At 72.0% G+C, this 26,563-nt stretch carries 20 protein-coding genes, 1 tRNA gene and 1 pseudogene; 7 read left to right on the top strand and 15 right to left on the bottom strand.

Features of this window, described 5'->3' with window-relative positions; translation table 11 throughout:
• Window positions 1–31: 31 nt before the first annotated feature.
• A complete protein-coding gene (locus TSH58p_RS12470; RefSeq protein ID WP_199230082.1) occupies window positions 32–868 on the top strand; it encodes a hypothetical protein in 837 nt (278 codons plus the stop codon).
• A complete protein-coding gene (locus tag TSH58p_RS12465) occupies window positions 861–1,577 on the top strand; it encodes a metallophosphoesterase (protein WP_109069246.1) in 717 nt (238 codons plus the stop codon). The genes TSH58p_RS12470 and TSH58p_RS12465 overlap by 8 nt, the downstream gene beginning before the upstream one ends.
• Before the next feature lie 13 nt (window positions 1,578–1,590).
• On the opposite strand, the gene TSH58p_RS12460 is transcribed toward TSH58p_RS12465, so the two are convergent.
• From TSH58p_RS12460 to TSH58p_RS12445, 4 genes are all read right to left on the bottom strand, one after another.
• Window positions 1,591–2,511: a DMT family transporter gene (locus TSH58p_RS12460; RefSeq protein WP_109069245.1), complete on the bottom strand. Its 921-nt coding sequence runs from the start codon at window positions 2,509–2,511 to the stop codon at window positions 1,591–1,593.
• Window positions 2,492–3,181, bottom strand: a complete 690-nt coding sequence (folE, locus tag TSH58p_RS12455; protein ID WP_109069244.1) for a GTP cyclohydrolase I — start codon at window positions 3,179–3,181, stop codon at window positions 2,492–2,494. Before folE ends, TSH58p_RS12460 begins: the two co-directional genes overlap by 20 nt.
• Before the next feature lie 69 nt (window positions 3,182–3,250).
• On the bottom strand, window positions 3,251–4,798 hold the full coding sequence (locus TSH58p_RS12450; RefSeq protein ID WP_109069243.1) for a sensor histidine kinase KdpD: 1,548 nt from the start codon (window positions 4,796–4,798) through the stop codon (window positions 3,251–3,253).
• An 11-nt stretch (window positions 4,799–4,809) separates the two neighbouring features.
• Window positions 4,810–5,280 (bottom strand): molybdopterin-dependent oxidoreductase, encoded by a 471-nt coding sequence (locus tag TSH58p_RS12445; protein WP_247873938.1) that lies wholly within the window; start codon window positions 5,278–5,280, stop codon window positions 4,810–4,812.
• A 270-nt stretch (window positions 5,281–5,550) separates the two neighbouring features.
• Here TSH58p_RS12445 and TSH58p_RS33945 point away from each other — a divergent pair.
• Window positions 5,551–5,958, top strand: a pseudogene (locus TSH58p_RS33945) (2-amino-4-hydroxy-6-hydroxymethyldihydropteridine diphosphokinase); the annotation flags it as partial.
• Between the two features lie 102 nt (window positions 5,959–6,060).
• On the opposite strand, the gene TSH58p_RS12435 reads toward TSH58p_RS33945, so the two are convergent.
• Window positions 6,061–6,789, bottom strand: a complete 729-nt coding sequence (locus TSH58p_RS12435; RefSeq protein WP_109069240.1) for an SDR family oxidoreductase — start codon at window positions 6,787–6,789, stop codon at window positions 6,061–6,063.
• Between the two features lie 59 nt (window positions 6,790–6,848).
• Window positions 6,849–6,925, bottom strand: a tRNA-Arg gene (locus TSH58p_RS12430).
• Window positions 6,926–7,138: 213 nt separating this feature from the next.
• On the opposite strand from TSH58p_RS12430, the gene TSH58p_RS12425 reads away from it, so the two are divergent.
• Window positions 7,139–8,875 (top strand): hypothetical protein, encoded by a 1,737-nt coding sequence (locus tag TSH58p_RS12425; protein ID WP_146205849.1) that lies wholly within the window; start codon window positions 7,139–7,141, stop codon window positions 8,873–8,875.
• Between the two features lie 25 nt (window positions 8,876–8,900).
• On the opposite strand, the gene TSH58p_RS12420 is transcribed toward TSH58p_RS12425, so the two are convergent.
• From TSH58p_RS12420 to TSH58p_RS12400, 5 genes are all read right to left on the bottom strand, one after another.
• Entirely contained in the window at window positions 8,901–10,211 is a 1,311-nt protein-coding gene (locus tag TSH58p_RS12420; protein ID WP_109069238.1) for a folylpolyglutamate synthase/dihydrofolate synthase family protein, read from the bottom strand.
• Window positions 10,212–10,218: 7 nt separating this feature from the next.
• On the bottom strand, window positions 10,219–11,205 hold the full coding sequence (gene accD, locus TSH58p_RS12415) for an acetyl-CoA carboxylase, carboxyltransferase subunit beta (protein ID WP_109069237.1): 987 nt from the start codon (window positions 11,203–11,205) through the stop codon (window positions 10,219–10,221).
• 35 nt (window positions 11,206–11,240) lie between these two features.
• Entirely contained in the window at window positions 11,241–12,095 is an 855-nt protein-coding gene (gene trpA / locus TSH58p_RS12410) for a tryptophan synthase subunit alpha (RefSeq protein ID WP_109069236.1), read from the bottom strand.
• Window positions 12,092–13,309, bottom strand: coding sequence for a tryptophan synthase subunit beta (gene trpB / locus TSH58p_RS12405; protein WP_109069235.1), 1,218 nt, complete (start codon window positions 13,307–13,309; stop codon window positions 12,092–12,094). The genes trpA and trpB overlap by 4 nt, the downstream gene beginning before the upstream one ends.
• Before the next feature lie 195 nt (window positions 13,310–13,504).
• Window positions 13,505–14,554: an amino acid ABC transporter substrate-binding protein gene (locus TSH58p_RS12400; protein ID WP_109069234.1), complete on the bottom strand. Its 1,050-nt coding sequence runs from the start codon at window positions 14,552–14,554 to the stop codon at window positions 13,505–13,507.
• A 187-nt stretch (window positions 14,555–14,741) separates the two neighbouring features.
• On the opposite strand from TSH58p_RS12400, the gene TSH58p_RS34540 reads away from it, so the two are divergent.
• The gene (locus TSH58p_RS34540; RefSeq protein ID WP_109069233.1) at window positions 14,742–18,395 is read left to right on the top strand and encodes an ATP-binding protein; all 3,654 of its coding nucleotides are present in this window, start codon (window positions 14,742–14,744) and stop codon (window positions 18,393–18,395) included.
• A 150-nt stretch (window positions 18,396–18,545) separates the two neighbouring features.
• A complete protein-coding gene (locus TSH58p_RS12390; protein WP_247873937.1) occupies window positions 18,546–20,945 on the top strand; it encodes a PAS-domain containing protein in 2,400 nt (799 codons plus the stop codon).
• A 9-nt stretch (window positions 20,946–20,954) separates the two neighbouring features.
• Here the strand turns inward: TSH58p_RS12390 and TSH58p_RS12385 are convergent, their stop codons facing one another.
• From TSH58p_RS12385 to TSH58p_RS12375, 3 genes are all read right to left on the bottom strand, one after another.
• Entirely contained in the window at window positions 20,955–22,316 is a 1,362-nt protein-coding gene (locus TSH58p_RS12385; protein WP_109069231.1) for an NAD(P)/FAD-dependent oxidoreductase, read from the bottom strand.
• Window positions 22,317–22,532: 216 nt separating this feature from the next.
• Window positions 22,533–23,927, bottom strand: a complete 1,395-nt coding sequence (locus TSH58p_RS12380; protein ID WP_247874235.1) for an ATP-binding protein — start codon at window positions 23,925–23,927, stop codon at window positions 22,533–22,535.
• A 1-nt stretch (window position 23,928) separates the two neighbouring features.
• Window positions 23,929–24,654 carry a response regulator gene (locus tag TSH58p_RS12375; protein ID WP_109071862.1) on the bottom strand — a complete coding sequence of 242 codons (726 nt, stop codon included), beginning with the start codon at window positions 24,652–24,654 and terminating at the stop codon, window positions 23,929–23,931.
• A gap of 186 nt (window positions 24,655–24,840) precedes the next feature.
• Here TSH58p_RS12375 and TSH58p_RS12370 point away from each other — a divergent pair, with 186 nt between their 5' ends.
• Complete coding sequence (locus TSH58p_RS12370) at window positions 24,841–25,401, top strand: Spy/CpxP family protein refolding chaperone (protein WP_109071861.1); 561 nt, start codon at window positions 24,841–24,843, stop codon at window positions 25,399–25,401.
• 75 nt (window positions 25,402–25,476) lie between these two features.
• Here the strand turns inward: TSH58p_RS12370 and TSH58p_RS12365 are convergent, their stop codons facing one another.
• The gene (locus TSH58p_RS12365) at window positions 25,477–26,499 is read right to left on the bottom strand and encodes an NAD(P)/FAD-dependent oxidoreductase (RefSeq protein WP_109071860.1); all 1,023 of its coding nucleotides are present in this window, start codon (window positions 26,497–26,499) and stop codon (window positions 25,477–25,479) included.
• Window positions 26,500–26,563 lie beyond the last annotated feature (64 nt).

The following is a 26,563-nucleotide window of genomic DNA, read 5'->3' as shown; positions in this document are numbered from 1 at the left end:
CGACGGACAACGGCGGGGGAGAGGGGGTGCGATGGACGGCAACCGCGAGAGTCTGGGGCGCGAGAGTCTGGGGCGCGAAAGCCTGGGGCGCGAAAGCCTGGGGCGCGAAAGCCTGGGGCGCGAAGGCCGTGCGGATGTCTCGGCCGAGGCCGAGGCCTTCTACACGGAAAGCCTGAAGGTCCTGAAGGAGTCCGGCATTCCCTTCCTGCTGGGCGGCACCTTTGCGCTCAGCGCCTACACCGGCATCACCCGGCCGACCAAGGACATCGACATCTTCTGCCGGGGCGGCGACTTCCCGCGCATCCTCGCCCATTTCCAGGACCGCGGCTTCGGCACGGAGATCGAGGACGAGCGCTGGATCGGCAAGGTCCTGCACGGCGACCTGTTCTTCGACGTGATCTTCAACTCCGCCGCCGCCATCAACCCGGTCAACGACCGCTGGTTCGAGGAGGACCATCGCGCGCTGGTCTGCGGCGCCGACGTCCAGCTCATCCCGCCGACGGAAATGGTCTTCTCCAAGGCCTTCGTGCAGATGCGGCACAAGCACGACGGTCCCGACGTCGTCCACATGATCCTGAAGCAGCACGCCCACATCGACTGGAAACGGCTGCTCGGCCACATGGAGCAGTATTGGGAGGTGCTGCTGATGCACGTCCTGAACTTCCGCTTCATCTACCCGACCGAGCGCGACCACATCCCCGCCTGGCTGTTGCAGGAGCTTCTGGACCGGCTGAACGAGCGCGCGAAGCTGCCGGTGCCGCAGACCCGCATCTGCCGGGGGCGGCTGTTCTCGCGCGAGGATTATCGGATCGACGTCACGGACTGGGGGTTCGCCGACGTCGTCGGCGAGGAAACGAAGCATGGCTGATGCAACCCTGAAGGTCGCCGCCATCGGCGACATCCATGTGGGGGAGACCTCCACCCACCCCTACCGCGAGCTGTTCCAGGAGATCGCCGACCGGGCGGACGTCCTGGCGCTGGCCGGCGACCTGACCAACCACGGCAAGCCGCGCGAGGCCGAGGTGCTGGCCGAGGACCTGCGCGCCATCGGCATCCCGGTGGTCGCCGTGCTGGGCAACCACGACCACGAATGCGGCCATGTCGAGGAGCTTCAGCGCATCCTGGAGCAGGCGGGCGTCCGCTTCCTCGACGGCAACCCGGTGGAGATCCGCGGCGTCGGCTTCGCCGGGGTGAAGGGTTTCGGCGGCGGCTTCGAGAACCGCATGCTCGACGCCTTCGGCGAACCGGCGATCAAGCAGTTCGTGCACGAGGCGGTGAACGAGGCGATGCGGCTGGAAAGCGCCCTGCGCCAGCTGGAGACGGAGCGGACCATGGTCGTCCTGCACTACGCCCCGATCGCCGAGACGGTGCGCGGCGAGCCGACCGAGATCTACCCCTTCCTCGGCTCCTCCCGACTGGCGGAGACCATCGACCGCTTCCACGTCCAGGCGGTCGTCCACGGCCACGCCCACCACGGCAGCTACGCCGGCAAGACCCTGCGCGGCACGCCGGTCTACAACGTCGCCCAGACCATCGAGAAGGAGTCGGGGAGGCCCTACGCGCTGATCGAGCTGTGATCGAACGGGCGGGTCAGCCCGGCCGCCGCGCCCCGACCCACAGCGTGCCCAGCCCGGCCGCGGCGATCAGCGCCCCGCCCAGCAGCACCGCGGGCGACGGGCTTTCGCCCCACCACAGGAAGCCGATGGCCGCCGAGGCGGCGATTCCCAGATAATCGATGGGCGCCAGAACCGCCGCGGGCGCCCGGCGGAAGGCGGCGGCGTTCAGCAGGATGGCCGCCCCCGCGGCGAGGCCCAGCAGCAGGAAGGCCGGCAGGTCGGCCGCGTCGGGCGTCCGGAAACCGCTCAGCAGGGCCGCCGGGGCGGTCAGCAGGCACCCCGCCAGCACGAAGACCAGCCCGGTGGCCGCCGGCCCGTCGGCCTGGGCCGTGCGCCGGGTCGCCAGGATGCAGACCGCGTTCAGGAAGGCCATGCCCAGCATGGCGAGGCTCCACGGCTCCAGCCGCGTCGGCGGGGCGATCAGGAAGACTCCGGCCATCCCCAGCGCGACGCAGACGGCGGAGGCCGCCCCCGCCCGCTCCCCGAGGGCCGGGCCGGACAGCAGCACCACGAACAGCGGGGCGGCGTAGGACAGGGCGACCAGATCGGCGAAGGGCAGGTGCTGGGTCGCCGCGTAGAAGATCAGCGCCGCCCCGACGCCGCTCAGCGCACGCACCGCGTGGCCGCCCGGCCGGGTGACGGACAGGGCGCGACGGCCGGCCATCGCGATGGCCGCCGGGGCGACCACCGGCAGCGACAGCAGGAAGCGCAGGAACAGCACCTCCGCCGCGCCGTAGCGGGCGCCCAGCTCGCGGGCCAGCGCCCCGGCGGTCAGCACCAGGGCGAGCGACGCCGCCATCAGCAGCGCCGCCCCCGCGATGCCGGACCGCCGCTCGGCGCCCGTCCGGATGGTCCGGGCGGGCGGGACGGTCCGCTCAGCGGGCGGACCGCTCAAGCGTCGCGCACTCCCTCAGGAACTCCTCGCGCAGCTCGCGCGACTCCAGCATCTCGCCGTGGAAGGAGCTGTTGACCATGCGGCTGTCATGGCCGGCGCGCACGCCGCGGTGGGTCTTGCACATGTGCACGGCGCTGATCCGCACGGCCAGCCCGCGTGGCCGCGTGGCCTCGACGATGAAGTTGCCGATCTGCTTGACCAGCTCCTCCTGGATCTGGAAGCGGGCGGCGAAATGGTCGACGATCCGGTCGTACTTGGACAGGCCCAGGATGTTGCCGCCCTTGGCCGGCAGGATGCCGATGAAGGCGGTGCCGTAGATCGGCATCAGATGGTGGGCGCAGGTGGAGCGCACGGCGATCGGGCCGGTGACGATCAGATGGTCGAACTCCTCGGCGTTCCGGAACTCGGTCAGCTCGGGCGGCGCCGTGAAGCGGCCCTTCAGAAGCTCGCGCACCAGCATCTTGGCGACGCGGCGCGGCGTGTCGCGGGTGTTGTGGTCGTTGCGATGGTCGATCCGCAGCACGTCGAGCAGTTCTTCGACCTTCCGCGCCGCGGAGTCGATCATGGCAGCCTCGCCCGCGGCGTCCAGCGGCGTGTCGAGCGCCTCGTTCGACCGGCGCGCCTCCATCGCCTCCTGCACGAGGGCGAGAACATTTGCCTGCACCGTCATAAAACCCGATCCCTTCTTTTTTCTTCCCACACCCGGCGAGACTGGCGCCGGCCTTCTCAAAGCTGGGTCTCAAAGCTGGCTGGCCGGCTCCGCGCGCGGCATCGGCCCGCCGACCCGTTCCGCCGGAAAATGAACCGACGCCCGGAGGCCGGCCCCCGCTGCACCCTCCAGCAGCAGCCGGCCGCCATGCGCCTCCATCAGGCTCTTGACGATGCTGAGCCCCAGCCCCGACCCCTGGAAACGGCGGGTCGCGCCGTCCTCCGCCTGATAGAACGGCTGGGCGGCCTTTTCAATCTGCTCCGGCGTCATGCCGATCCCCTGGTCCTGCACGGCGATGACGAATCCGCCCTGCGGGTCCAGCCACGCCTGCACCTCGATCGGCGACGGGGCGCTGCTGAACTTCACCGCGTTGGACAGCAGGTTGAGCAGCATCTGCCGCACCGCCCGCTCGTCGGCCTGGAGCACCGGCCAGACCGCCCCGGCCGCTGTCCGGATCGTCCGGCCGCGCCCGGCCTGGGTGCCCAGCACCGTGGCGATGGCGGTGCCGACCACCTTGCGCGGATCCACCGACTCGAAGGTCAGGTTGGCATGGCCCGATTCCATCTGGGCGACCGTCAGGATGTCGATGACCAGGCTCAGCATGTGCCGGGCGCTGCCCAGGATGTAGCCCGCATACTGGGCGTGCTCCCGGCGGGTGTTCTCCTTCGCGGCCCCCGGCGCGCCGGCGCCGGAGGAACGGCCTTCGCCCTGCTGCCCGCCGCCCTGCAAACCGCCATCATCGCGGATCAGCTCCGAGAAGCCGATGATCGCGTTCAGCGGGGTGCGCAGCTCGTGGCTCATGGTCGCCAGGAAGCGGGTCTTGGCCTGGCTGGCCTCCTCCGCCTGGGCGATGGCCGTTTGCAGGGCGCCGGCCATCGCCTCCATCCGGTCGTGCGCCCGCCGGATGGCCCGGTTCTGGATCAGCAGCACGGAGATGAACAGAACGCCGCAGACCGCCAGACCGGCGGCCAGCATGGAGAACAGCCCATGCAGGTGAAGCAGCTGGTCGTGCCCCTCGTCCACCAGTTCCCCGCCGAATTGGGACGCGACGGAGGCGAAGGCGTTCAGTTCGCGGTCGACGGGCTCCAGAACCGCCAGGGCGGCCAGCGCCTTTTCCGCCGGCGGCAGCGGCCCGGCCAGGATCGTGCTGACGCTGTCCAGCGCCTGCTCCAGCTGCGCCACCGTGCGGCGATGCTGCGGGTAGCGGTCCATGAAGAGGGAGGCCTGCCCCCGCCCCAGCACGGCGATGCGGTTGCGGACGATGTCCAGGCGGAGCTGCACCTCCTCCGCATCGACCTTGGCACCCGGAAGCGCGCTGGCCAGGATGCGCTGCTCCAGCCGCGTCACCTCGCCCACCGTCTGGCCGGCGGCCCAGGCGAAGTTGTAGGGGGCGGCCCCGCGCAGCGCCTCGCCGTAATTCACCACCAGCAGCGACAGATAGGCGGCGGCCAGACCGAAACCGCCGGTCAGGATGGCCAGCCAGAACCCCAGGCGGCGCGTGCGGTCCTCCGACGCCCAGCCCAGCAGGCGGGACAGCCGCGTGATCCCTTTCGGCGCGGTCTCGGTCGGCGGACTCACGGTGGATGCCTTCACTTCACGGTCAGCCGGGCGACCTGCCAGACCGAACGTCCGAAATATTTCTGCCGGTTGGCTTCCGGATCATGGTCGAAATCATAGACGATGAACAGCGGCCCCTTGTCGCTGACCGGCATGTAGGCCCCGTCGCGCTTCAGCGCCAGGATCACCTTGCGGTTCCGCACGTCGTCCATGGGGATTTCGCCGGTGTAGTCGTTCAGCGCCGTCGCGGTCAGCGTTTCGCCGCGCGCCTCCACACGCTCCATCAGGCGGGCCAGCGGCACGCCCTCGAAGGTCACCGTCTCCTTGTACCAGGGGGTGGCGGTGGTGAAGGACACCATGCCCAGCCCCTCCAGCATGGGACGGTCGAAGACCGCCATGCCGTCACGGTTGGTCGCGCCGATCAGGCCCGACACGACCAGGATCGGTTTCTCCGTCGGCTCCGGCAGCGTCTCGGCGCTGGCCGTGCCGGCAAGTACAAACAACGCCAGGGCGACAAAACGGCAAAGAACTCCATTCACCATATCGGCTAACCGTCGGCAATTCGGCCATGCAACCTTTATCATGATTGCTTTCCACGAACGTTCCAACGAAAATTCTGTAAAAATCACCCTCTTAATTTTTACATACGGAAAGGTGTACCAAAATTCGTTCATTTTTCTCTCCAACCATGATCCGTCTGTAATGATACGGCGTCACCGTTTCCTCCGGCATTTCACATCTCTCCAACGCACATCCCGACCGACGGAACGCCCATGGACGCCCTGAGTCCGATTCCCCCCGCCTCGCTGCCGCCGACCGGCTATGTCCTGGGAATCGGAACGAATCTGGACCCGGACCGGAACGCGGCGCGGATCGCCGCCCATCTGGCCGATGCCTTCGGCGGCGTGCTGCTCAGCCGCTTCTACCGCACGGCGCCGGTCGGCATGGCGAGCGCCCATTCCTTCGTCAATTACTGCGCCTATGTGCCGAGCGCGCTGGACCCCGTCTGCTGCAAGGGGATGTGCGTGGGGATCGAGCTGGCGCTGGGCCGCGACCGCGACCATCCCGGCTGCAAGACGCGCGACCGCCCCGCCGACATCGACCTGCTCGGGCGGGTCGGCCGCTCCTTCCCGGCGGAGCGCCTGACGGCCCTGCGCCCGGACGCCTATCTGGCCGCCCCCTTCGCGGAGATCGCCGCGCTGCTCACCGGGCGCCCCGTCCCACCGCCACAGGGCGAGCTGTGCGTCGCCGCCATGCCGGGCTGCCGCGGCGGCTCCCACCGGCTAGGCGAGGCGCCGGCCGCCGTCCACCGCGACGACGGCGCCGGTCTGATAGTGGTTCTGCAGGATGGCCTCGACCGCGATGCCGATGGCCTCCACCCCGCCCTCCTCGCCGAGCAGCGTCTCTGACAGCACGCGCGCCCGCGCCTCGGGGCCGTGCCACTCCTTGAACAGGATCGGCCCCGGCTGCACGACGTTGACCTTCACCTTGGGCGCCAGCCGCTTGGCGAAGGACAGCGCGAGGTTCTGCAGCCCCGCCTTGCTGGCGCAATAGGCGTCGAAGACCGGGTTGGGGTTGTCGGCGTAGATGTCGGTGATGTGGACGATGTCGGCCCGTCGCGCCGAACAGGCACCCAGCAGCGGCGCCAGCTCGCGGTTCAGGGCGAAGGGCGCGCGGACATGAACGGCGTGGAAGACGTCGAGCTGCCGCAACGCGTCCGCGGTGTCCGCCGCCGTCACCGCGAAGGCGGAGGCGTTGTGGATCACCGCCCGCAGGCTGCCCGCCACGCCCCGCACCGCCTCGGCCAGCCGCGGCCCGCCGTCCGGGTCGGCGAGATCGCCCGGCAGGCAGACCGCCCCGGCGGCGCGCAGCCGCTCCACGTCCTCGGTGGACGTGCGGTAATGGGCGATGACGGGGTGCCCCAGCGCCATCATCCGCTCGGCCAGATGCAGCCCGACGCGGCGGCCCGCGCCGGTGACGAGAACGGCGTCCTGCAACAGGGCGGTGGTCATGGGCAGGACCTTCGGCAGATGGCCGGCTGGTGGACGGCGGAACCGGGCGCGGAAGGAGGTGGTGACCCCGGCTGGACTCGAACCAGCTGCCTACGGTTTAGGAAACCGTCGCTCTATCCAGATGAGCTACGGGGCCACGGCGCTGAACATAGCGGCTCCGCCGCGACTTGCCAACCATCCGTCTCCGGCCCGTCTGCGGCCCGTCTGCGGCCCGTCCCCAGCCCATCTGCGGCCCACCCGCGGCGATGCGCCGGGTCGGCATGCCGAAAAGGTCACCGCCGCCGCCGCGCCGCGCGGCGCGGCCGGCGAATCCGCTGGGCTTGGGCACGCCGCTGCGTATACTGCGCCCATGGCACGCATGCTTTACCTGCGCGACATCGAGGTCGATGTGCACGTCCGTTGCCGCGCCTGCGGCCACGAGGGCGTGCTGCCGCGCGCGGACATGAACAGGCGCTTCGGCCCCAATTACCCCGTCCTGTCCATCGCCCCCCATTACCGCTGCTCGCGCTGCAGTTCCCGCGACACCGAAAGCCGCCCGGCGCCCCCGCCCTTCGCCACGCCCGTGACCGCGGCGCCCATGGAGGAGGACGCCCCGTCCTTCGCCGGGCCGCTGGCCGCCCTGCAGGGGCTGCTCGACGCGATGCGGACCCGCGGCGATGCGGCGGACGAGCCGGACGCGGAGGACGCCACGCCGGTCCTGCGGCCCCCTGCCCCCGCCCCTGCCCCTGCCGCTCTGGATTTGGATCTGGAGCTGGAACGCTTGGTCGCGGATGGCGATGCCGCCCCCGAGTCGGGCCGGCGCCCGCTGTGGGAACCGGTGTCGCTGGCCGACCTCGCCGGCCATGACGACGACGACGCGGCGGACAACGCCGGGCCGGACGCCGACGGCCCGGATGAGGATGACGACGAGGACTGGAACCCGCGCCGCTGGACCCTTGCGGACCGGGACGCGGACGAGGAGGACGGCGAAGCGGATCGGGTCGAGGCCACGGCCCCGCCGCCCGCTCCGCCCGCCCGCACGACCCTCCCGGCGGCCCGGGACGAGGCGGACGACGAGGCCTCCCGCTCCTTCGACCGCACCATCGCCGCGCTGCGCAGCATCCTGGACGGCCGCGGCGACGGCGCCCGCGCGGAAGAGGCAGCGCCGCCGCCGCCCGCCACGCCGCCGGCCTTTTCGATCCGGGACGCCATCGGAGCTTCGCAGGCCGACGATCCGGACGAAGCCGAGCTCGACGACGCCCCCGATGACGACCCCGACGACGACCCCGACGATGCGGAGCCGTCCAACGACGACATCCTGGGCTTCGCCATCCGCGATCCGGACAAGGCCCCGCCCCCCTGGGAGCGCGACCGCGCCCCCGCGCCCGCCGGCGGCGAACCGCTGGACCGCACCATCGCCGCCCTGCGCAGCATGGTCCAGAAGGCCGCCGCCGACCGTGACGAGGATGGCGGTGAGGACGGCGACAAGGACGGCGAGGGCCGCGACGGCGGCGTGGTGACTCCCCTGTTCGGCCGGTCGCGCAAGCCGGTCGACGACGCCGACAGTGATGTCGATGGCGATCCCGACGCCGACGATGCTCCGGAGGAGGACGAGGCGGAGGACCGGCAAGCCGACGCCGACGCTGCCTTCTGGATCCGCGACGACCTGGACGATGATGCGGACAGGGACGACGCGCCGCGGGACGACGGCGCTCCGGTGCTGCGCAAGTCCGCCCAGGAACAGGAGATGGAAGACGCCTTGCGCGCCCTGCGCGCGCTCGTCGAGGCGGAAAGCGATCTGGACGACCCGCCCCGCCCGGCCTGGAAAGGCGAGGCGCCCGCCCGCCCCGACGCGGACAGCTTGCCCGGCTTCAAGCCGCTGCCGCGCCGCGCGCCGGAACCAGAGGACGACGAGGACGATGAGCCTTTGGACCTCGTGGAGCCGGTCCCGGTGAACGAGCAAGACAAACCCAAGCCCGGCGCCGGCAAACGGGCCGAAAGCAACGAGCCCGGCAAGAAGGCCGCCAAGGACGAGTCGGGGACGCTCGGCAAGACCCTCGCCGCGCTGCGCAACATGCTGGAGCTGGACGGCAAGCAGGGGCGCTGAAGCCCCGCTTGCCCATCCTTCAGCTTCAGCCGTTTTCCGCCAGGACCGTGCCCGCCAGATAGAGCGAGCCGCAGATCAGCACGCGGGCCGGTCCATCGATCCGCCCCGTCAGGCTTTCCAATGCACCCGCCACGTCCGCCGCCGCCGCGCTGTCGGCGATGCCGCAGGCACGGGTGGCCGCGGCGGTGTCCTCCGCTGTCAGCGACGCCTCCTCGCCGGGGATGGCGACGGTGCGTGCGGCGGTGACGAAGGGCGCGAGTGGCCCCAGGAACTCCTCCGGCTCCTTGCTCGCCAGCATGCCGTAGACCAGCAGCAGGGGCCGTTCCGGCTCCTCCTCCGCCCAACGCGCGGCCTGGACCGCCAGAACCTCGCCCGCCGAATCGTTGTGGCCGCCGTCCAGCCACAGGTCCCAGCCGGCGGGCAGGGACTCGGGCAGAGGGCCGCGGGTCAGCCGTTGCAGGCGGGCGGGCCACTCCACGGCGGCGAGGCCGCGGCGCACCGCCGCGTCGTCCACCGCCTCCGCCACCACGGCCGGCAGATGGTCCAGGCAGGCCAGCGCCACCCCGGCGTTGACGATCTGGTGCGCCCCGGCCAGCCCCGGCAGGGGCAGCTCGATGCGGCGGCGGGCGCTTTCGAAGCGGAACCCGCCATCGGTCGGCGTGACCGACCAGCCGTGAATCGGCGCGCCCACCGTCTCGGCGCGGATGGCCAGGGTGCGGGCCGCCTCCTCCGCGGGCTGCGGGAAGATCACGGCGGGGACGCCCGGCTTGAAGATGCCGGCCTTCTCGCCCGCGATGGCCTCCAGCGTGTCGCCGAGGAACTGGCGGTGATCGTAGGAGATGCGGGTGATCGCGGTGACCGCCGGGCGGTCCACCACGTTGGTGGCGTCCAGCCGCCCGCCCAGCCCGGTTTCCAGCAGCACCACGTCCGCCGGCTCCCGCGCGAAGGCGAGCAGGGCGGCGACCGTCGTCACCTCGAAGAAGGTGATGGGTCCGCCGCCGTTCGCGACCTCGCACTCCTCCAGCAGGGCGGCCAGCCGGTCGTCGTCGATCAGCGTCCCGGCCAGCCGGATGCGCTCGTGGAAGCGCACGAGGTGCGGCGAGGTGTAGACATGCACCCGCAGCCCCGCGGCCTCCAGCATCGCCCGCAGGAAGGCGAGCGTGGAGCCCTTGCCGTTGGTGCCCGCCACATGGACCACCGGCGGCAGGCGCCGCTCCGGATGGTCCAGGGCAGCGAGCAGCCGGTGCACGCGGTCCAGCGACAGGTCGATGACCTTGGGGTGCAGCCCCTTCAGCCGGTCGAGAACCGGATCGGCGAGCGACTCAGCGAGCGGCATGGCGGGATCAGGCCGGCTGCTCGGAGCCGGTCCTCTCGGCGCCCGCCTGGGACGGCGTCTCGTCGGCGGCCTCGGCCTGGCTGCGCGGCTCGTCCGCCTGGACGGCGGCCGGCACGGCCGGCAGCGCTTCCGGCGCCACGGCCAGGACCGGCTGCATCAGCAGGGTCAGGACGCGCGACAGGGTCGGGCGCAGGTCGCGGCGATGGACGACCATGTCCACCATGCCGTGCTCCTGGAGATACTCGGAGCGCTGGAAGCCCTCCGGCAGGGTCTCGCGGATCGTGCTCTCGATCACGCGGGCGCCGGCGAAGCCGATCTGCGCGCCCTTCTCGGCGATGTGGATGTCGCCGATCATCGCGAAGGAGGCGGTGACGCCGCCGGTCGTCGGGTCGGTCAGCACCACGATGTAGGGCAGGCCCGCTTCCTTGACCATCTCCACCGCGATGGTGGTGCGCGGCATCTGCATCAGCGACAGGATGCCTTCCTGCATGCGCGCCCCGCCCGAGGCCGGGACGACGATCAGCGCCGCCTTCTGGGCGATGGCGGTGCGGGCGGCGGCCAGGATGCCCTCGCCCACCGCGATGCCCATCGAGCCGCCCATGAAGCCGAAGTCGAAGGCCGCGACGACCGCCGGCTGCCCGCCGATCAGGCCGGAGCCGACGACGATGGCGTCATGCCGGCCCGTCTTGGTCTGGGCCTCCTTCAGGCGGTCGGTGTAGCGCTTCTGGTCGCGGAACTTCAGCGGATCGACCACCGACTTCGGCAGCTCGACCGACTGGTAGTCGCCCTCGTCGAACATCGAGGCCAGCCGCTTGATCGGGTCCAGCCGCATGTGGAAGCCGCAATGCTGGCAGACGTTGAGGTTCTCCTCCAGATCGCGGTGGAAGAGCATCGCCTCGCAGCTCGGGCACTTGTGCCAGAGGTTGTCGGGAACCTCCTTGCGGGCATAGAGGGCGCGGATCTTGGGGCGGACGTAGTTGGTAAGCCAGTTCATCGAATTCTTCCTGATATCCCGCTCAGCCAGCGCTCTCAGGCGCGCGCGCCGCGCACGCCGCCGGCCAGTTCCCGGACGAAGCCCAGCACATCCTCGGCCAGACCCGGACGGGCCTTGCCGTCCGCATCCAGCCCGCCGGCCAGCCGCGTGACGATGGCCGAGCCGACCACCGCCGCGTCGGCGACGCGGGCGACATCGGCCGCCTGCTCCGGCGTCTTGATGCCGAAGCCGACCGCCACCGGCAGGTCGGTCCGGCTCTTCAGACGCTCCACCGCGGCGCCCACCGCGGCGTTGTCGGCGCTGGCGGCGCCGGTGATGCCGGCGATCGACACGTAATAGACGAAGCCCGAGGTGTTCTGGAGAACCGCCGGCAGGCGCTTCTCGTCGGTGGTCGGCGTCGCCAGACGGATGAAGTTCACCCCGGCCTTCAGCGCCGGGATGCACAGCTCCTCGTCCTCTTCGGGCGGCAGGTCGACGACGATCAGCCCGTCCACCCCGGCCTCGACGGCGTCGGCCAGGAAGCGGTCCACCCCATAGGCGTGGATCGGGTTGTAATAGCCCATCAGGATGATCGGCGTGTCGGCGTCCGTCGCGCGGAAGCCGCGCACGAGGTCCAGCGTCTTGCGCGCCGTCGTCCCGGCGTGGAGCGCGCGCAGGCTGGCCGCCTGGATCGCCGGGCCGTCGGCCATCGGATCGGAGAAGGGCAGACCCAGCTCGATCAGGTCGGCGCCCGCGGCGGGCAGGCCGTGCAGGACGGCGCGGCAGGTCTCCAGATCCGGGTCGCCCGCCGTGATGAAGGTGACGAGGCCGGCGCGGCCCTCCGCCTTCAGCGCGGCGAACCGCCAGGCGATGCGGCCGTTGTCGACGGCCTTGTCGTTGAGGGCGCTCACAGCTTCACTCCCAGATGCTGGGCGACGGAGAAGATGTCCTTGTCGCCGCGGCCCGACAGGCAGAGCACCATCAGGTGGTCCTTGGGCAGTTTCGGGGCGCGCTTCACGATCTCCGCCAGCGCGTGCGCCGATTCCAGCGCGGGGATGATGCCCTCGGTGCGGGCGCAGAGCTGGAAGGCGTCCAGCGTCTCCTGGTCGGTGGCCGAGACGTACTCGACGCGCCCGATGTCGTGCAGCCAGGAATGCTCCGGCCCGACGCCCGGATAGTCGAGACCGGCGGAGATGGAGTGGCCCTCCAGGATCTGCCCGTCCTCGTCCTGGAGCAGGTAGGTGCGGTTGCCGTGCAGCACGCCGGGGCGCCCGCCGGTGATCGAGGCGGCGTGGGCCAGCGGCCCCTTGTCGATGCCGTGGCCGGCCGCCTCGACCGCGACCATCTGCACCGACGGATCGTCGAGGAAGGGATGGAACAGGCCGATGGCGTTGGAGCCGCCGCCGACGCAGGCGACGAGGCTGTCCGGAAGGCGGCCCTCCAGCTCCTGCATCTGCACGCGCACCTCGTCGCCGATCACCGACTGGAAGTCGCGGACCATGGCGGGGTACGGGTGCGGGCCGGCGGCCGTGCCGATCAGGTAGTAGGTGTCGGCGACGTTGGTGACCCAGTCGCGCAGCGCCTCGTTCATCGCGTCCTTCAGCGTCCGCGCGCCGGAGGTCACCGGGACCACCTCGGCCCCCAGCAGCTTCATGCGGAAGACGTTGGGCTGCTGGCGGGCGATGTCGGTCTCGCCCATGTAGATGACGCAGGGCATGTCGAACAGCGCGCAGACCGTGGCGGTCGCGACACCGTGCTGGCCGGCGCCCGTCTCGGCGATGATCCGCTTCTTGCCCATGCGCCGGGCGAGCAGGATCTGGCCGATGCAGTTGTTGATCTTGTGCGCGCCGGTGTGGTTCAGCTCCTCGCGCTTGAAGTAGATCTTCGCGCCGCCGAGCTTCTCCGTCAGGCGTTCGGCGTAATAGAGCGGGTTCGGGCGGCCGACATACTGCTTGAGATGCTCGCGGATCGCGCCCTCGAAGGCGGGATCGGCCCGGGCCTCGCGGTAGGCTTTCTCAACCTCAAGGATCAGGGGCATCAGCGTCTCGGCGACGAAGCGTCCGCCATAGATGCCGAAATGCCCGCGCTCGTCGGGACCGGAACGGTAGGTGTTGGGTCTGGTCATGGCCTGGGAAACTGCCTGAAGCGGGCCGCGCGGCGCCCGGAAGGCGCCACCATAGCGGCGGATCGCCCGGATTTGAAGCGTTCGCCGAACCTTTCGCCGAACATGCCCACAAGATGGGAAAAGCCGCCGCGAAGGCAATCCGGCGGGACGGCATGGCAGAGCGCCGCCGCCCGCCCTCGCACGCCCCCGCCCTGCTCACCCCCCCAGCGGCGGGGCGTAGTGCAGGCCGCCGTTCATCCACAGCCCGTTCATCCCGCGGTCGATGCCCAGCGGCGAGGCGGCGCCCAGATGGCGGTCGAAGATCTCGCCGTAATTGCCGACCTGGGTGACCACGCGGAAGGCCCAGTCGTCGTCCATCCCCAGCCCCCAGCCGACCCCGGTGGTGGCCCCGAGGAACCGGCGCATCTCCGGGTCCTGCGTCTCCTCCTTCAGGCGGGCGGCGTTGGCGGCGGTGATGCCCTTCTCCTCGGCCAGGACGGTGGCGAGGAACACCCAGCGCACGATGTCGAACCACCGCCGCTCGTCCGGGCGCACCATCGGCCCCAGCGGCTCCTTGGAGATCGCCTCCGGCAGGATGACGTAATCGTCGCGCTCGGGCGCCTTCAGCAGGCGCTGGGCGTGCAGGCCGATGCGGTCGCTGGTGTAGAGGTCGCAATGGTGGTTGAAGAAGGCCGACAGCGCCCCCTCGGTCGAGCGCACCCGCTTCAGACGGAAGCGCACGCCGGTGCGGGCCATCCAGTCCTCCAGGTTGCGCAGGGTGGTGGTCTGCTCGATCACGCAGACCGAGGCGCCGGGCGGCACGTCGGACAGGCGGGCGACGCCCTGGGCGCGGTGCGCGATGAATCCCTGGCCGTCGAACAGGTAGACCGCCGGGAAGTCGATGCCGAAGGTGGCGTCGCGCTGCAGCGTCCAGGTCGTCCCCTCCATCACCACGTCCACCTCGCCGTTGCGCAGGATGGCGAAACGGTTCTCGGAATTGGTCTCGACGAACTCCACCCGGTCGGCGCTGCCGGCGACGGCGGCGGCCAGCGCCCGGCACATGTCCACGAAGAAGCCGCGCCAGTTGCCGCTGTCGTCCACCGCCGCCAGACCGGCCCCGCTGGACGAGACGCCGCAGCGCAGCAGCCCGCGGTCCCGCACGTCCTCCAGCGTTTCGGCCTGCGGGGCGCGGCACGGCAGGGCCAAAGCCGCCGCCAGAACCGCGGCGGCCATCGCGGCCCGCGCGAAAGACCGGACCAAGCCCATCGGCCACTCTCCCCTCTGCCACCCCCGGTCAGCTTCGGCCCGGCAACCGGCGCGGGTCAAGCCCGCCCGGCGCCTGATTCCGCAGCGTCCGATCGCGCAGCGTCCGATTGCGCTGAAGGGGTGTGAATTGCGCCCGGCCGATTGCCCGTGTTATCTCAAGCGGACGACAAGAAAGCGAGGCACGGGCATGCGGCTTCCCCGGCTGGGCGTGGCGTTTCGCATCCTCGCGGGGCTGACCGTGATCGCCGGCCTGACCGCCGCCACCGGCGTGGTGGCCGTGTCCCTCTTCGGCCGCTTCCACCAGGGGTTCGAGCAGATCGCCACGGCCAAGGTGCCGGGCCTCGTCAACGCCTCGCAGCTCGCCCAGCAGAGCGGCACGCTGGCCGCCAACGCCCCGGCCCTGGTGGCAGTGCAGAGCCAGTCGGTGCGCGAATCGGTGATGGCCCGGCTGAGCGACCAGATCGCCCTGCTGGAGGACCTGATGACCCGGCTGCGCGAGCGCGGCACCGACGTGGCCGACGTGGCCGAGCTGCAGCGCCGCAAGAACGAGCTGGTCGCCAACCTGATGACCCTGAACACCCAGGTGGAACGCCAGCTCGCCGCCGCCGCGGAGACGGGCGGGCTGGTCAACCGCCTGATCCAGCTCGCCGAGCGCATCCGCAACGCCGAGGAATCGCTGCGCGACAAGACCGCCGCTCCCCGGAACCAGACGGGATGGGAGGAGTCCCGGGACACCGAACGGCGGATCGACCTGTGGACGGCGGAGGCCCAGCACGCCATCCTGCTGATGGTCGCCGCCTCCCGTGCCGACCACGAGGCGCGGGTGGACCGGCTGCGGCAGGACTACCGCGCCGCGATGGACCGCGCGGCGGAGGCGGTGTCGGGCCTGCCTCCGGGTCCCGCCTTCGACCTGGAGCCGCTGTACCGGGAGCTGGAGGCGCTGGGGCTGGGGGAGCACAACCTGTTCACCAGCCGCCTGACGGAAATCGGGCTGGCCCGCGCCATCAAGGGGTCGATCACCCGCAACCAGAACGTCTCCGACCGGCTGGTCGGCGCGGTGTCGGACCATTTCCTGGCGATCGAGCAGGACATCGCCGCCCGCTCCGGCGAGTTCGAGCGGGTGATCCGCGACGGCAAGAACGCCATCCTGGCGATGGCCGTGGTCTCCATCCTGGGCGCCCTCGGCATCTTCCTCTACATCCACCGCAACGTGGTGCGGCGGCTGCGCGGGCTTCAGACGGCCATGACCGCGTCGGCCGCCGGGCGGTCCGTCGCCATCCCCACCCACGGGCAGGACGAGATCGCCGACATGGCGCGCGCCCTGCACTATTTCGTCGCCACCATCCGCTCGCGCGAGCACGCCCTGTCGGAGAGCGGGCGCCGCCTGCGCGCGATCCTGGAGCAGAGCCCGGTCGGCGTGTCGATCGGACGGCCCGACGGCTCCGTGGCCTTCGCCAACGCCCGCGCGGCGGAGCTGGCCGGGCTGCCGCTGGACGCCTTCATCGGGCGCCGCCACGCGCTGGCCCTGCCCGGCGCCACCCTGCAGGGACGCGCCCTCCCGCAGGACGGCGCCGGGCTGGTCGCCCGCGACGTCGAGGTGGCGGTGGACCGGCCCGACGGCAGCCGCGTCTGGGCGCTCCAGACGCTGCAGCGCACGGAGTTCGAGGGGGAACCGGCCATCCTCGCCTGGAGCTACGACATTACCGGCCGCAAGCGCGCCGAGGAGGATCTGCGCCACGCCAAGGATCAGGCGGAGGTCGCCGCCCGCTCCAAGTCGGAGTTCCTGGCGACCATGAGCCACGAGATCCGCACCCCGATGAACGGCGTGCTGGGCATGCTGGAGCTGATCGCCCTGACTCCGCTGGACGCGGAGCAGACCGAACTCGTCACCACCGTGCGCGACAGCGCGACGGCGCTGCTGCGGATCATCGACGACATCCTCGACCTGTCCAAGATCGAGGCCGGGAAGCTCGACCTCGACGAGATGGACCTCGACCCGCGCGAGCTGGTGGAGGGGGTGGCGGAGCTGCTGGCCCCGCAGGCCCACCAGAAGGCGCTGCTGCTGGTCTGCGACCTCGACCGCGCGGTGCCGGCGGCGGTGCGCGGCGACCCGGGGCGGCTGCGCCAGATCCTGTTCAACCTGACGGGCAACGCCATCAAGTTCACCGACGCCGGCCGGGTCGTGCTGCGCACCCGGCTGGAGCCCGCCGCCGCCGGGTCGGACCGGCTGCGCCTGCGCTTCGCGGTGGAGGACACCGGCATCGGCATCAGCAGCGCCGGCCAGGCCCGCCTGTTCCAGCCCTTCAGCCAGGCCGACAGCTCGACCACCCGCCGCTTCGGCGGCACCGGGCTGGGGCTGGCCATCTGCGCCCGTCTGGTGGAGATGATGGGCGGGCGCATCGGGGTCGAGTCGGCCCCGGGCTGCGGCTCCACCTTCTGGTTCACGGTCGATCTGGCGCCGGGCGATCCGCGCACGGTCCCCGGCGACGACACCGACCTGACCGGCCTGTCCATCATCGTGGCCGAGCCGGACCCGGTGCAGCGCGCCGTCCTGATCCGCGCGCTGGAGGACAAGCGCGCCGCCGTCGCCGACGCCACCACGGCGGACGAGGCGGTGGAACTGCTGACGATGGCCGACGCCGACCTGCTGGTCCTCGCCGACGGGCTGCTGGAGCACCATCCGGAGGATGCGCCCGGCGCGCCCAACCCGCGGCTGTCCGCTCCGGCGGTGCTGAGCCTCATCGCCGCCGCCGGGGTCCGCCCGCCGCCCACGCTGCATCTCGTGGACGGGCGGGAGCAGGCCAGCGACTGCCCGCCGGAAACCGGCGAGGACGGCGCCCCGCCCGCCGGACAACCGCCGCGACACGACCATCTCGGCCGCCCGATCCGCCGCGACGCCCTGTTCCGCCGTCTGGCCGCCCTGGCCGGGCGCGCCGTTCCCCCGGAGCGCCACGCCGACGCCCCGCCTCCCGTGGCGGACGGCGGTCCGGCCACCCTCGACATGGCGGCCCCCGACGATGCCGCGGCCCCGCCGATGATCCTGGTGGCGGAGGACCACCCGACGAACCAGCAGGTGATCCTGCGCCAGCTCCGCCAGCTCGGCTTCGAGGCCGACCTGACCGGTGACGGGCTGGAGGCGCTGACCGCCTGGCGGGCGCGGCCCTACCGGCTGCTGATCACCGATTGCCACATGCCGCGCATGGACGGCTACGAGCTGTCGCGCCAGATCCGCAGCGCCGAGTCGGCTCCCGATTCGGCCCCCGGGTCGGCCCCCGGGTCGGCCCTCGGCCCCCGCCCGCGCACCGCCATCATCGCCATGACCGCCAACGCCCTGGCCGGGGAGATGGAACGCTGCACCGCCGCGGGGATGGACGACTACATCGCCAAGCCGGTGACCCTGAAGCAGCTCGCCACCGCCCTGAACCGGGCGCTGGGCGCGGGCAGCGCCGCGGCCCCCGACGAGCCGCCCGCGGCGGAGGCGGGCGGGACGGCGGAGCGGACGCTGGACCTCGACCATGTCCGCACCACCTTCGGCGCGCTCGACGGGATGGCGCTGGACATGCTGGACTTCTTCCTGGAGACCACCCGCCCGCTGCTGGACGAGGCCGCCGCCGCCCTGGAGCGCAACGACCTGGAGGCCCTTCGCGGCGCCGCCCACACGCTGGCCGGGGCCGCCCGCACGGCGGGGGCCGAGTGGCTGGGCCGCAGCGCCTCCGCCCTGGAACTCGCCGCCCACCGTGGCGACCCGGACGGGGCGGCGCAGGCCCTGGCGGCGGTGCGCGCCGCCTATCCGGCGGTCGAGGCGGCGATCCGCGCCCTGCGGGTCGGGGAAGCGGTCTAGCCGGGAGAAAGGGCCGCACCACCCCGAAAGTGGCACCACCGCCGGCCCGCCTTGCTCCGCCGGGAGGCGTGGACTAGTCTCACCCGCGTGAGCGTCCTGACCCGATCATACGCCTTTGCCGCGCTGGGGCTGGCAGTGGGAGTCGGCCTGATGGCCGGACCCTCCGGCTCGCCCGCCATGCTGGGCTTCGCCGGCGTCCTCGGCGCCGCCGGCTTCGGCGGGCTGTTCTGGACCGGCAGGGAGCGCCGCCGCAGCGACCGGCTGGCGGCCGAGGTGGCGCGCCTGGAGGCCCTGCTGGCCGCCTCTCCCACCCCCTGGTGCGCCTGGGGCGACGATGGCGCCGTCAGCGCGGCGCCGGGCTGCGCCAAGCTGCTCGGCGTGGCGCCGGGCCAGGACATCGCGGGCGCCTTCGCCGACGCCGACGCCCCCCGGGTCGCCGAAGCGCTGCGCCGCCTGCGCGCCGGGGGCGAGGGCTTCCGGATCGAGGCGACGACCCGCAGCGGGCGACGCCTGCTGCTGAACGGGCGGCGGGCCGCCGCACCATCCGCCGCAACGCCGGACGCCGGGCCCCAGCCCGCCGCGCGTGAGGCCACCGCGCGTCAGGCAACAGGATATCAGGCCACCGGATACCAGGACGTCGTCTGGCTGGAGGACGTCACCGACCGTCGCGCCGAGCAGGAGGAGCTGGCCCGCGGGCGGCGCGACGCCGAATCGGCGCTGGCCGAGCTGCGCGCGGCGGTGGACGCCCTGCCGCTGCCGGTGTGGCTGCGCGGCGCCGGGCGGACGCTGTCCTGGTGCAACCGCGCCTACGCCCGCGCCGTGGATTCCGACCCCGCCGCCGTTCCGGACAGCGGCCGGGAACTGGCCGCGGACGGCGCCGGGCGCGCCCTGGCGCAGCGGGCACTTGACAGCGGGGTCGCCCAGTCGGAGCGGGTCTCCACCGTCATCGGCGCCGAGCGGCGCCTGCTGGAGGTCACCGAGGCCCCCCTGCCCGCCCCGGAGGGTGGCGGCACGCTGGTCGTCGGCTACGCGCTGGACGTCACGGCGGTGGAGGAGATGCGCGGCGAGCTGAGCCGCCACCTCGCCGCCCACGGCGAGGTGCTGGAGCGGCTGGGCGCCGCCATCGCCATCTTCGGCGCCGACACGCGGCTGACCTTCTTCAACCAGGCCTACGCCCGGCTGTGGGACCTGGAGGAGTCCTGGCTGCGCAGCCAGCCCACCCACGGCGAAATCCTGGAGGAGTTGCGCACCCGCCGCCGCCTGCCCGAATACGCCGACTACCAGAGCTACAAGCGCGAGCGGCTGAGCCGCTACACCCGCCTGCTGGAGCCGGTCGAGGAGCTGATGCACCTGCCGGACGGCACGACGCTGCGCAGCCTCGCCGCCCCCCACCCGCTGGGCGGGCTGATGCAGATTCTGGAGGACGTGACCAACACCTTGGCTCTGGAATCCTCCTACAACACGCTGATCGCCGTGCAGCAGGAGACGCTGGACAATCTGGCCGAGGGCATCGCCGTGTTCGGCGGCGACGGGCGGCTGAAGCTGTCCAACCCGGCCTTCGCGCGCGTCTGGGACCTGGACGACGACGACCTGCTGGGCGAGCCGCACATCTCCGGCCTGTTCGAGCGGATGCGGCCCTTCCTGGAGAATGGCGGCGACTGGGACAGCCTGAAGGACGAGATGATCGGCGCGACGCTGGAGCGCGCCGTGCGCTCGGGCCGTCTGGAGCGGGCGGACGGCTCGGTGGTGGAGTTCTCCACCCTGCCGCTGCCCGACGGGGCCGTGCTGAACAGCTACCTCGACGTCACCGACAGCGCCCGCCTGGAACAGGCGCTGCGCGCCTCCAACGCCGCGCTGGAGGCCGCCGACCAGTTGAAGAGCGAGTTCATCGCCAACGTCTCCCACCATCTGCGCAACCCGCTGAACGGCATCATCGGCTTCGCCGAGGTGCTGGCGAACCAGTATTTCGGCGAATTGAACCCGCGCCAGATCGAGTATGTGAAGGGCGTTCTGAACGCGGGCGAGCGGCTGCTGGAGCTGATCGACGACGTGGTGGACATGACCAGCCTGGGCGCCGGGGTGACCACGCTGGACCGCGGCACCGTCGACGTGCCCGACCTGCTGGAGACGGTGGGCGAGCTGACGCGCGAATGGGCGCGGCGCGAGGGGCTGCGGCTCGACCTCGCCGCCCCGTCGTCGCTGGGCGAGGCGGAGGGCGACGAGCGGCGGCTGAAGCAGGCGCTGTTCACCCTGGTCGTCGGGGCCATCCGCCACCCGCCGGCGGACCGCCGCATCCTGCTGTCCGGGGAGCGGACCGCCGACGCCCTGGTGCTGACCGTGGGCAGCGGCACCGGGCCGGGCGAGGCCGCCCCGCCCTCGCGCTACGACCGCAACGACCCGCGCGGCGCCGCGGCGCTCGGCCTGTCGCTGGTGCGCAACGTCATGGAGCTGCACGGCGGGCGGCTGGAGGTCGAGGAGTGGCCGGGCCACGGCACCCGCTTCCGCTGCGTCCTGCCGCTCCCGCCCGCATCCGATCCAAAGCCCTCCTGACCCGCCCCCTCAGCCCTGGCCGCGCTTCATTCCCCGAAAGGGCTCGGCGCTCCCGCCATGCGGAGCGGTGACGGACTCCGCCGCCGACACCGGGCGGTCGGTGGTGATCAGCCGCGCGCCGCGCTGGTAGGTGGCCCAGCGCCACAGCCATTGCATGGTGACCAGCATCCGCTTGTGGAAGTTCACCAGCAGATAGACGTGGACGATCGCCCACAGCACCCAGGCGAACCAGCCCTTCAGCTTGTGCGTCCCGAAATCGAAGACGGCGGCGCTGCGCCCGACGATGGCCGTGTTGCCGCGGTTGCGGAAGCGGAAGGGCTCCAGCGGCTGGCCGCGCAGCAGGCTGGCCTCCAGCCCGCCGCCGAGATGCTCGCCCTGCTGCTTGGCGACCTGGGCCAGACCGGGCAGCGGCTTGCCGTCCTCGCCGGCCAGCGCCGCCGTGTCGCCCAGCGCGTAGACGTCCGGCACGCCCGGCACCGACAGGTCGGCGTTGACCGGGATGCGCCCGCTGCGGTCGGTCTCCACCCCCAGCCAGGACCCGGCGGGCGACGCCTTGACCCCGGCGCCCCACACGATGGCCCCCGCCGGGATGAAGCGCCCGCCGACCGTGGCGCCCTCCGGCGTGATGCTCTCCACCGCCTGCCCGGTCAGCACGACGACGCCCAGCTCCTCCAGCTTGCGGAGGGCGTACTGGCCCAGATCGTCGGGGAAGGTGGACAGGATGCGCGGCCCGGCCTCCACCAGCAGGACGCGGGCGGTGCGCGGGTCGATGCGGCGGAAGTCGCGGGCCAGCGTGAAGCGGGCCAGCTCCGCCACCGCCCCGGCCATCTCCACGCCGGTGGGGCCGCCGCCGACCACGATGGTGGTCATCAGCGCCTTCTGCCGGGCCGGGTCCCCGCACATCTCGGCCTGCTCGAAATTCAGCAGCAGCCGCGCGCGGATCCGCCGGGCGTTCTCGATGGTCTTCAGGCCGGGGGCGATCTCCGCCCAGTCGTCGTGCCCGAAATAGCTGTAGGAGGAGCCGGTCGCCAGCACCAGCCGGTCGTAGGGGACGAAGCCGCCGTCGGCCAACTCCACCCGCTTGGCGGCGCGATCGACGCCGGTCACCTCGCCCATCACCACGTCGATGTTGGGATGGCGGCTGACGATGCGGCGGATCGGCTCGGCGATGTCGGCGGGCGACAGGGCGGCGGTCGCCACCTGATAGAGCAGCGGCACGAACAGGTGGTAGTTGTTGCGGTCGATGATGGTGACGCGGACGTTCGTCCCGCCCAAAGCCTCCGCGCAGGCCAGCCCGCCGAACCCCGCGCCGACGATCACGACATGGGGGCGGCTGTCCACGGGCGAGGGGGTGCGGTCGATCGGCGGCACGGCGGGTCTCCGGTCAGGACGGTCCTGCACCGATAACCGCCGATGCGCCGCCGATGTTGCGGTGCATAATCCCTTCTCCCCCCTGGGGAGAAGGTCAGGATGAGGGGGCGGCCGCAGGCCGGAAAGGCTCTGCAATGAGGCTGCGTTTCCGCCCTTCGGGCGCCCCCTCACCCAACCCTCTCCCCGGAGGGGCGAGGGCTTTGACGCACCCTGCCATCACCGCGGCAGGGTCACCGTCACCCGCAGCCCTCCCTCCGGGCGGTTGGAGAGCGCGATGTCGCCGCCGTGGCCGCGCACCACCGTGCGGGCGGTGGCCAGCCCCAGCCCCACCCCGCCGGTGTCGCGCGAGCGCGAGCGCTCCAGCCGGTAGAAGGGGGCGAAGACCTTCTCGAACTCGGCCTCCGGGATGCCGGGGCCGCCGTCCTCGATCTCCACCTGCAGCTCCCCGTCCGCGGGCCGCAGCCGGACGGTGAAGCCGCCGCCGTAGGCGATGGCGTTGTCCATCAGGTTGGCGAAGGCGCGGCGCAGGGCCACCGGGCGCCCGTCCACCGTCGCGTGCGCCGGCCCCTCGTAGGCGGCCTCGTGCCCGGCGTCCACGCGGTCGTCGCACAGGCTCTGCAGCAGGTCGGCGAGGTCGAGCGGGCCGCGCGGCTCGTGCTTGGCGTCGTCGCGGGCGAAGGCCAGCGTGGCGTTGATCATCGCCGCCATCTCGTCGAGGTCGGCGAGCATCTTGCGCTGCATCTCCGGGTCCTCGACCAGCTCGGCGCGCAGGCGCAGGCGGGTCAGCGGCGTGCGCAGGTCGTGGCTCATCGCCGCCAGCATCTGGGTGCGGTCGGCGACGAAGCGGGCCAGACGCGCCTGCATCCGGTTGAAGGCGCGGGTGGCGGCGCGCAGCTCCGTCGGGCCGGCTTCCGGCAGGGGCGGCGCCTCGCCGTCCACGCCCAGCCGCTCCGCCGCGTCGGCGAAGCGCGCGATGGGGGCGGTCATGCGGCGCGCCGTCCAGACCGAGACCAGCGCCACCGCCCCGACGATGCCGGCCATCCACAGGGCGAAGCGCAGCAGCCGGAACGGCCCCTCCAGCGGGTCGCCGCCGACGAAGGTCAGCCAGGACCCGTCCTTCAGCCCCACCGACAGCCGGACGTCGGCGCCCCAGCGGTGCTCGTCCACCGGGAAGGGACCGGGCATCGGGCGCTCCCGCCGGACCTCGACCACCACGGCGCGGTCGGGATCGTCCAGTTCGCCGCGGATGGCGCGGCGCAGCCGGTCGAAGGGGAAGCCCTCGCGCTGGTTGGCGAAGCGCGGCGTCTCGGGATTCCAGTCCACCCGCAGCACGGGGTCGTCGATCGCCTTGACCAGCCGCCGACGCTCCTGCGGCGGGGTGCTCTCCACCAGCTGGACGATGGCGGTCACGCGCTGGACCAGGACGCGCATGCTGTGGGCCGGCGGTCCCGGGGGGCGGTCGGTCAGATAGACCAGCGCGCTGACCGCCTGGGTCAGCAGCAGCGCCAGCACCACGGTCAGCACCAGCCGGGAGGCGATGCTGTCCGGCAGCCAGCGCCGGGCCACCAGCAGGCGGCTCTTGCGGGCGGCCTCCAAGCCAGGACGGGTCATCTCAGCCTCCCGTCACCGCCGGGGTGAACAGATAGCCGCCGCCGCGCACCGTCTTGATCATGGTGGGGTCGGCCGGGTCGGGCTCGATCTTGCGGCGCAGCCGGCTGACCTGCACGTCGATGGAGCGGTCGAAGGGCACCGCCGAGCGCCCGCGCGCCAGATCGAGCAGCTGGTCGCGGGTCAGCACCCGCTGCGGATGCTCCACGAAGGCGACCAGCAGGTCGTATTCCCCGGCGGAGAGCTGCACCAGCACCCCGTCGGGCGAGCGCAGCTCCCGCTTGGCGAGGTCGAGCGTCCAGCCCTCGAAGCCCAGCGTCTTGCCCACGGCACCGCCGGCCACCGGCGGGCCGGAGGCGCGGCGCAGCACGGCCTTGACGCGGGCCAGAAGCTCGCGCGGGCTGAAGGGCTTCGCCAGATAGTCGTCGGCGCCCATCTCCAGCCCGACGATGCGGTCCGTCTCCTCGCCCATCGCGGTCAGCATGATGACCGGCGTCTGCGCCGTCTCGGGTGCTGCGCGCAGGCGGCGGCACAGGCTCAGCCCGTCCTCCCCCGGCATCATCAGGTCGAGCACGATCAGGTCCACGCGCGCGGTGTCCAGCGTGCGCATCATCTCCACCCCGTCCTTGGCCCCGGTGACGCGGAAGCCGTGCCGCGTCAGGAACTGCGACAGGAGGGTGCGGATTTCGCGGTCGTCGTCGACCACCAGCAGGTGAGGTGTGCGGTCCATGGAACGCATGATCCGACGCGCGGGCGCCGGGGTGAAGAAGAAATGTGTAACGCCACGTTACGGGGCGGCCGGCTGTTACACAGCGTTACCAATTCACCGAAGGCCGGACATCAACCGGATACGTTGCCGGCCCATCATCGGGGTCATCGGGAACGCAAGACCCCGTCGATAACAAGGAGCATCCCCATGAAACGCGCTATGATGACCACCGCCGCGCTGGTTCTCGGTCTCGGCCTCGCCGTGCCGGTCTTCGCCCAGCAGCAGCCGGGTCCCGGCGCCGGCCCTGGCCCCGGTCCGGACGGCGGCCGGCATTTCTCCCGGATGTGCGAGGATCAGGACGCCCGGCTGGCCGGCATGCTGGCCTACGCCGAGAAGAAGCTGAACATCACCGACCAGCAGCGCGCCGCCTGGACCAAGTTCGCCGACGCCGCGAAGGCGAGCCAGAAGCCCACCCAGGACCTCTGCGCCAAGTACAAGGACCAGCCGATGCCCGCCGCCGCCCCGGCCCGGCTTGAGCGGATGGAGGCCATGATGTCGGCCCGCCTCGCCCAGCTCCAGCAGGTGCGCCCGGCGGCGACCGACCTCTACGCCCAGCTCACCCCGGACCAGCAGAAGCAGGCCGACCGCTTCCTCGACCGCGCCGGGCACGGCATGATGGGCGGTGGCATGGGCGGTCCTGGCATGCGGCACCACGGCCCCGGCCATGGCCCGGGTCCCGGTCCCGACAAGGGCCCCCGCGGCGGCTGATCTCCCGCCTCCCGCCAGCCGCTGACGGAGCGGGCCGCCGGTTTCCCCGGCGGCCCGTTTCCGTTTTCGGGACGGTTACTCGGCGCCGGGGACGCCCTTGGAGGTCGAGTATTCGAAGTGCAGCGCCTCGCCCGGATGGACCAGCGGGTGGATGGCGTGGGCCGCCTGCGCCGCCTCGGAGAAGCCGCAGAGGATCAGCTTCAGCTTGCCGGGATATGTCGCGATGTCGCCGATGGCGTAGACGCCGGGGGCGCTGGTGGCGCAGCCGGGCAGGCTGACGCCGATGTGGCTGCGCTCCAGGTTCAGGCCCCACTCGGCGATCGGCCCCAGATTCATCGACAGGCCGAAGAAGGCGAGCAGCGCGTCGGCCGGCAGGTCCTTCTCCTCGCCGTCCAGCGTGGCGACGCGCACGGCGGAGAGCTGGCCGTTCTCGCCGACCAGACCGGAGAGCTGGTAGGGAACCACCATCTCCACCTTGCCCTCGCGGACCAGGACGTCCATGCGGGCGACGCTTTCCGGGGCGGCGCGGAACTTGGGCCGGCGGTGGACGACGTAGACCTTCTCCGCCACGTCGGCCAGCGACAGCGTCCAGTCCACGGCGGAATCGCCGCCGCCGGCGATGACCACGCGCTTGCCGGCGAAGTCCTGCTTGCGGCGGACCATGTAGAAGACCGACGTGCCCTCGAACTTCTCCAGCCCGTCCAGCGGCGGGCGGTTGGGGCCGAAGGCGCCGCAGCCGGCGGCGATGATCACCGCCTGGGTGTCGATCTGCGTGCCGATGCCGGTCTCCACCAGCCAGCGCCCTTCCTCCGTGCGGGTCAGCTTCTCGACCTGCTGGCCCAGATGATAGACCGGGCTGAAGGGGGCGGCCTGCTCCGCCAGCTTGTCGATCAGGTCGGCGGCCTCGATGGACGGGTGGGCCGGGATGTCGTAGATCGGCTTCTCCGGGTACAGCGCGGTGCACTGCCCGCCGACCATGTCCAGCGCGTCCACCACATGGCATCGCATCTTCAGCATGCCGCATTCGAACACGGCGAAGAGACCGACGGGGCCGGCGCCGACGATGACGACGTCGGTGCGATGGACGGTGTGCGACATGGGACGCGCTGCCTTGTGCAAACGGGGGGAACGATGAAGCCTTCAATTGTCCGGTTTCGCGCGC

It is taken from the genome of Azospirillum sp. TSH58 (genome assembly GCF_003119115.1).
Lineage (GTDB): Bacteria > Pseudomonadota > Alphaproteobacteria > Azospirillales > Azospirillaceae > Azospirillum.
Note: the sequence above shows the minus strand (reverse complement) of the source record. Positions and strands in the feature narration are given on the sequence as shown.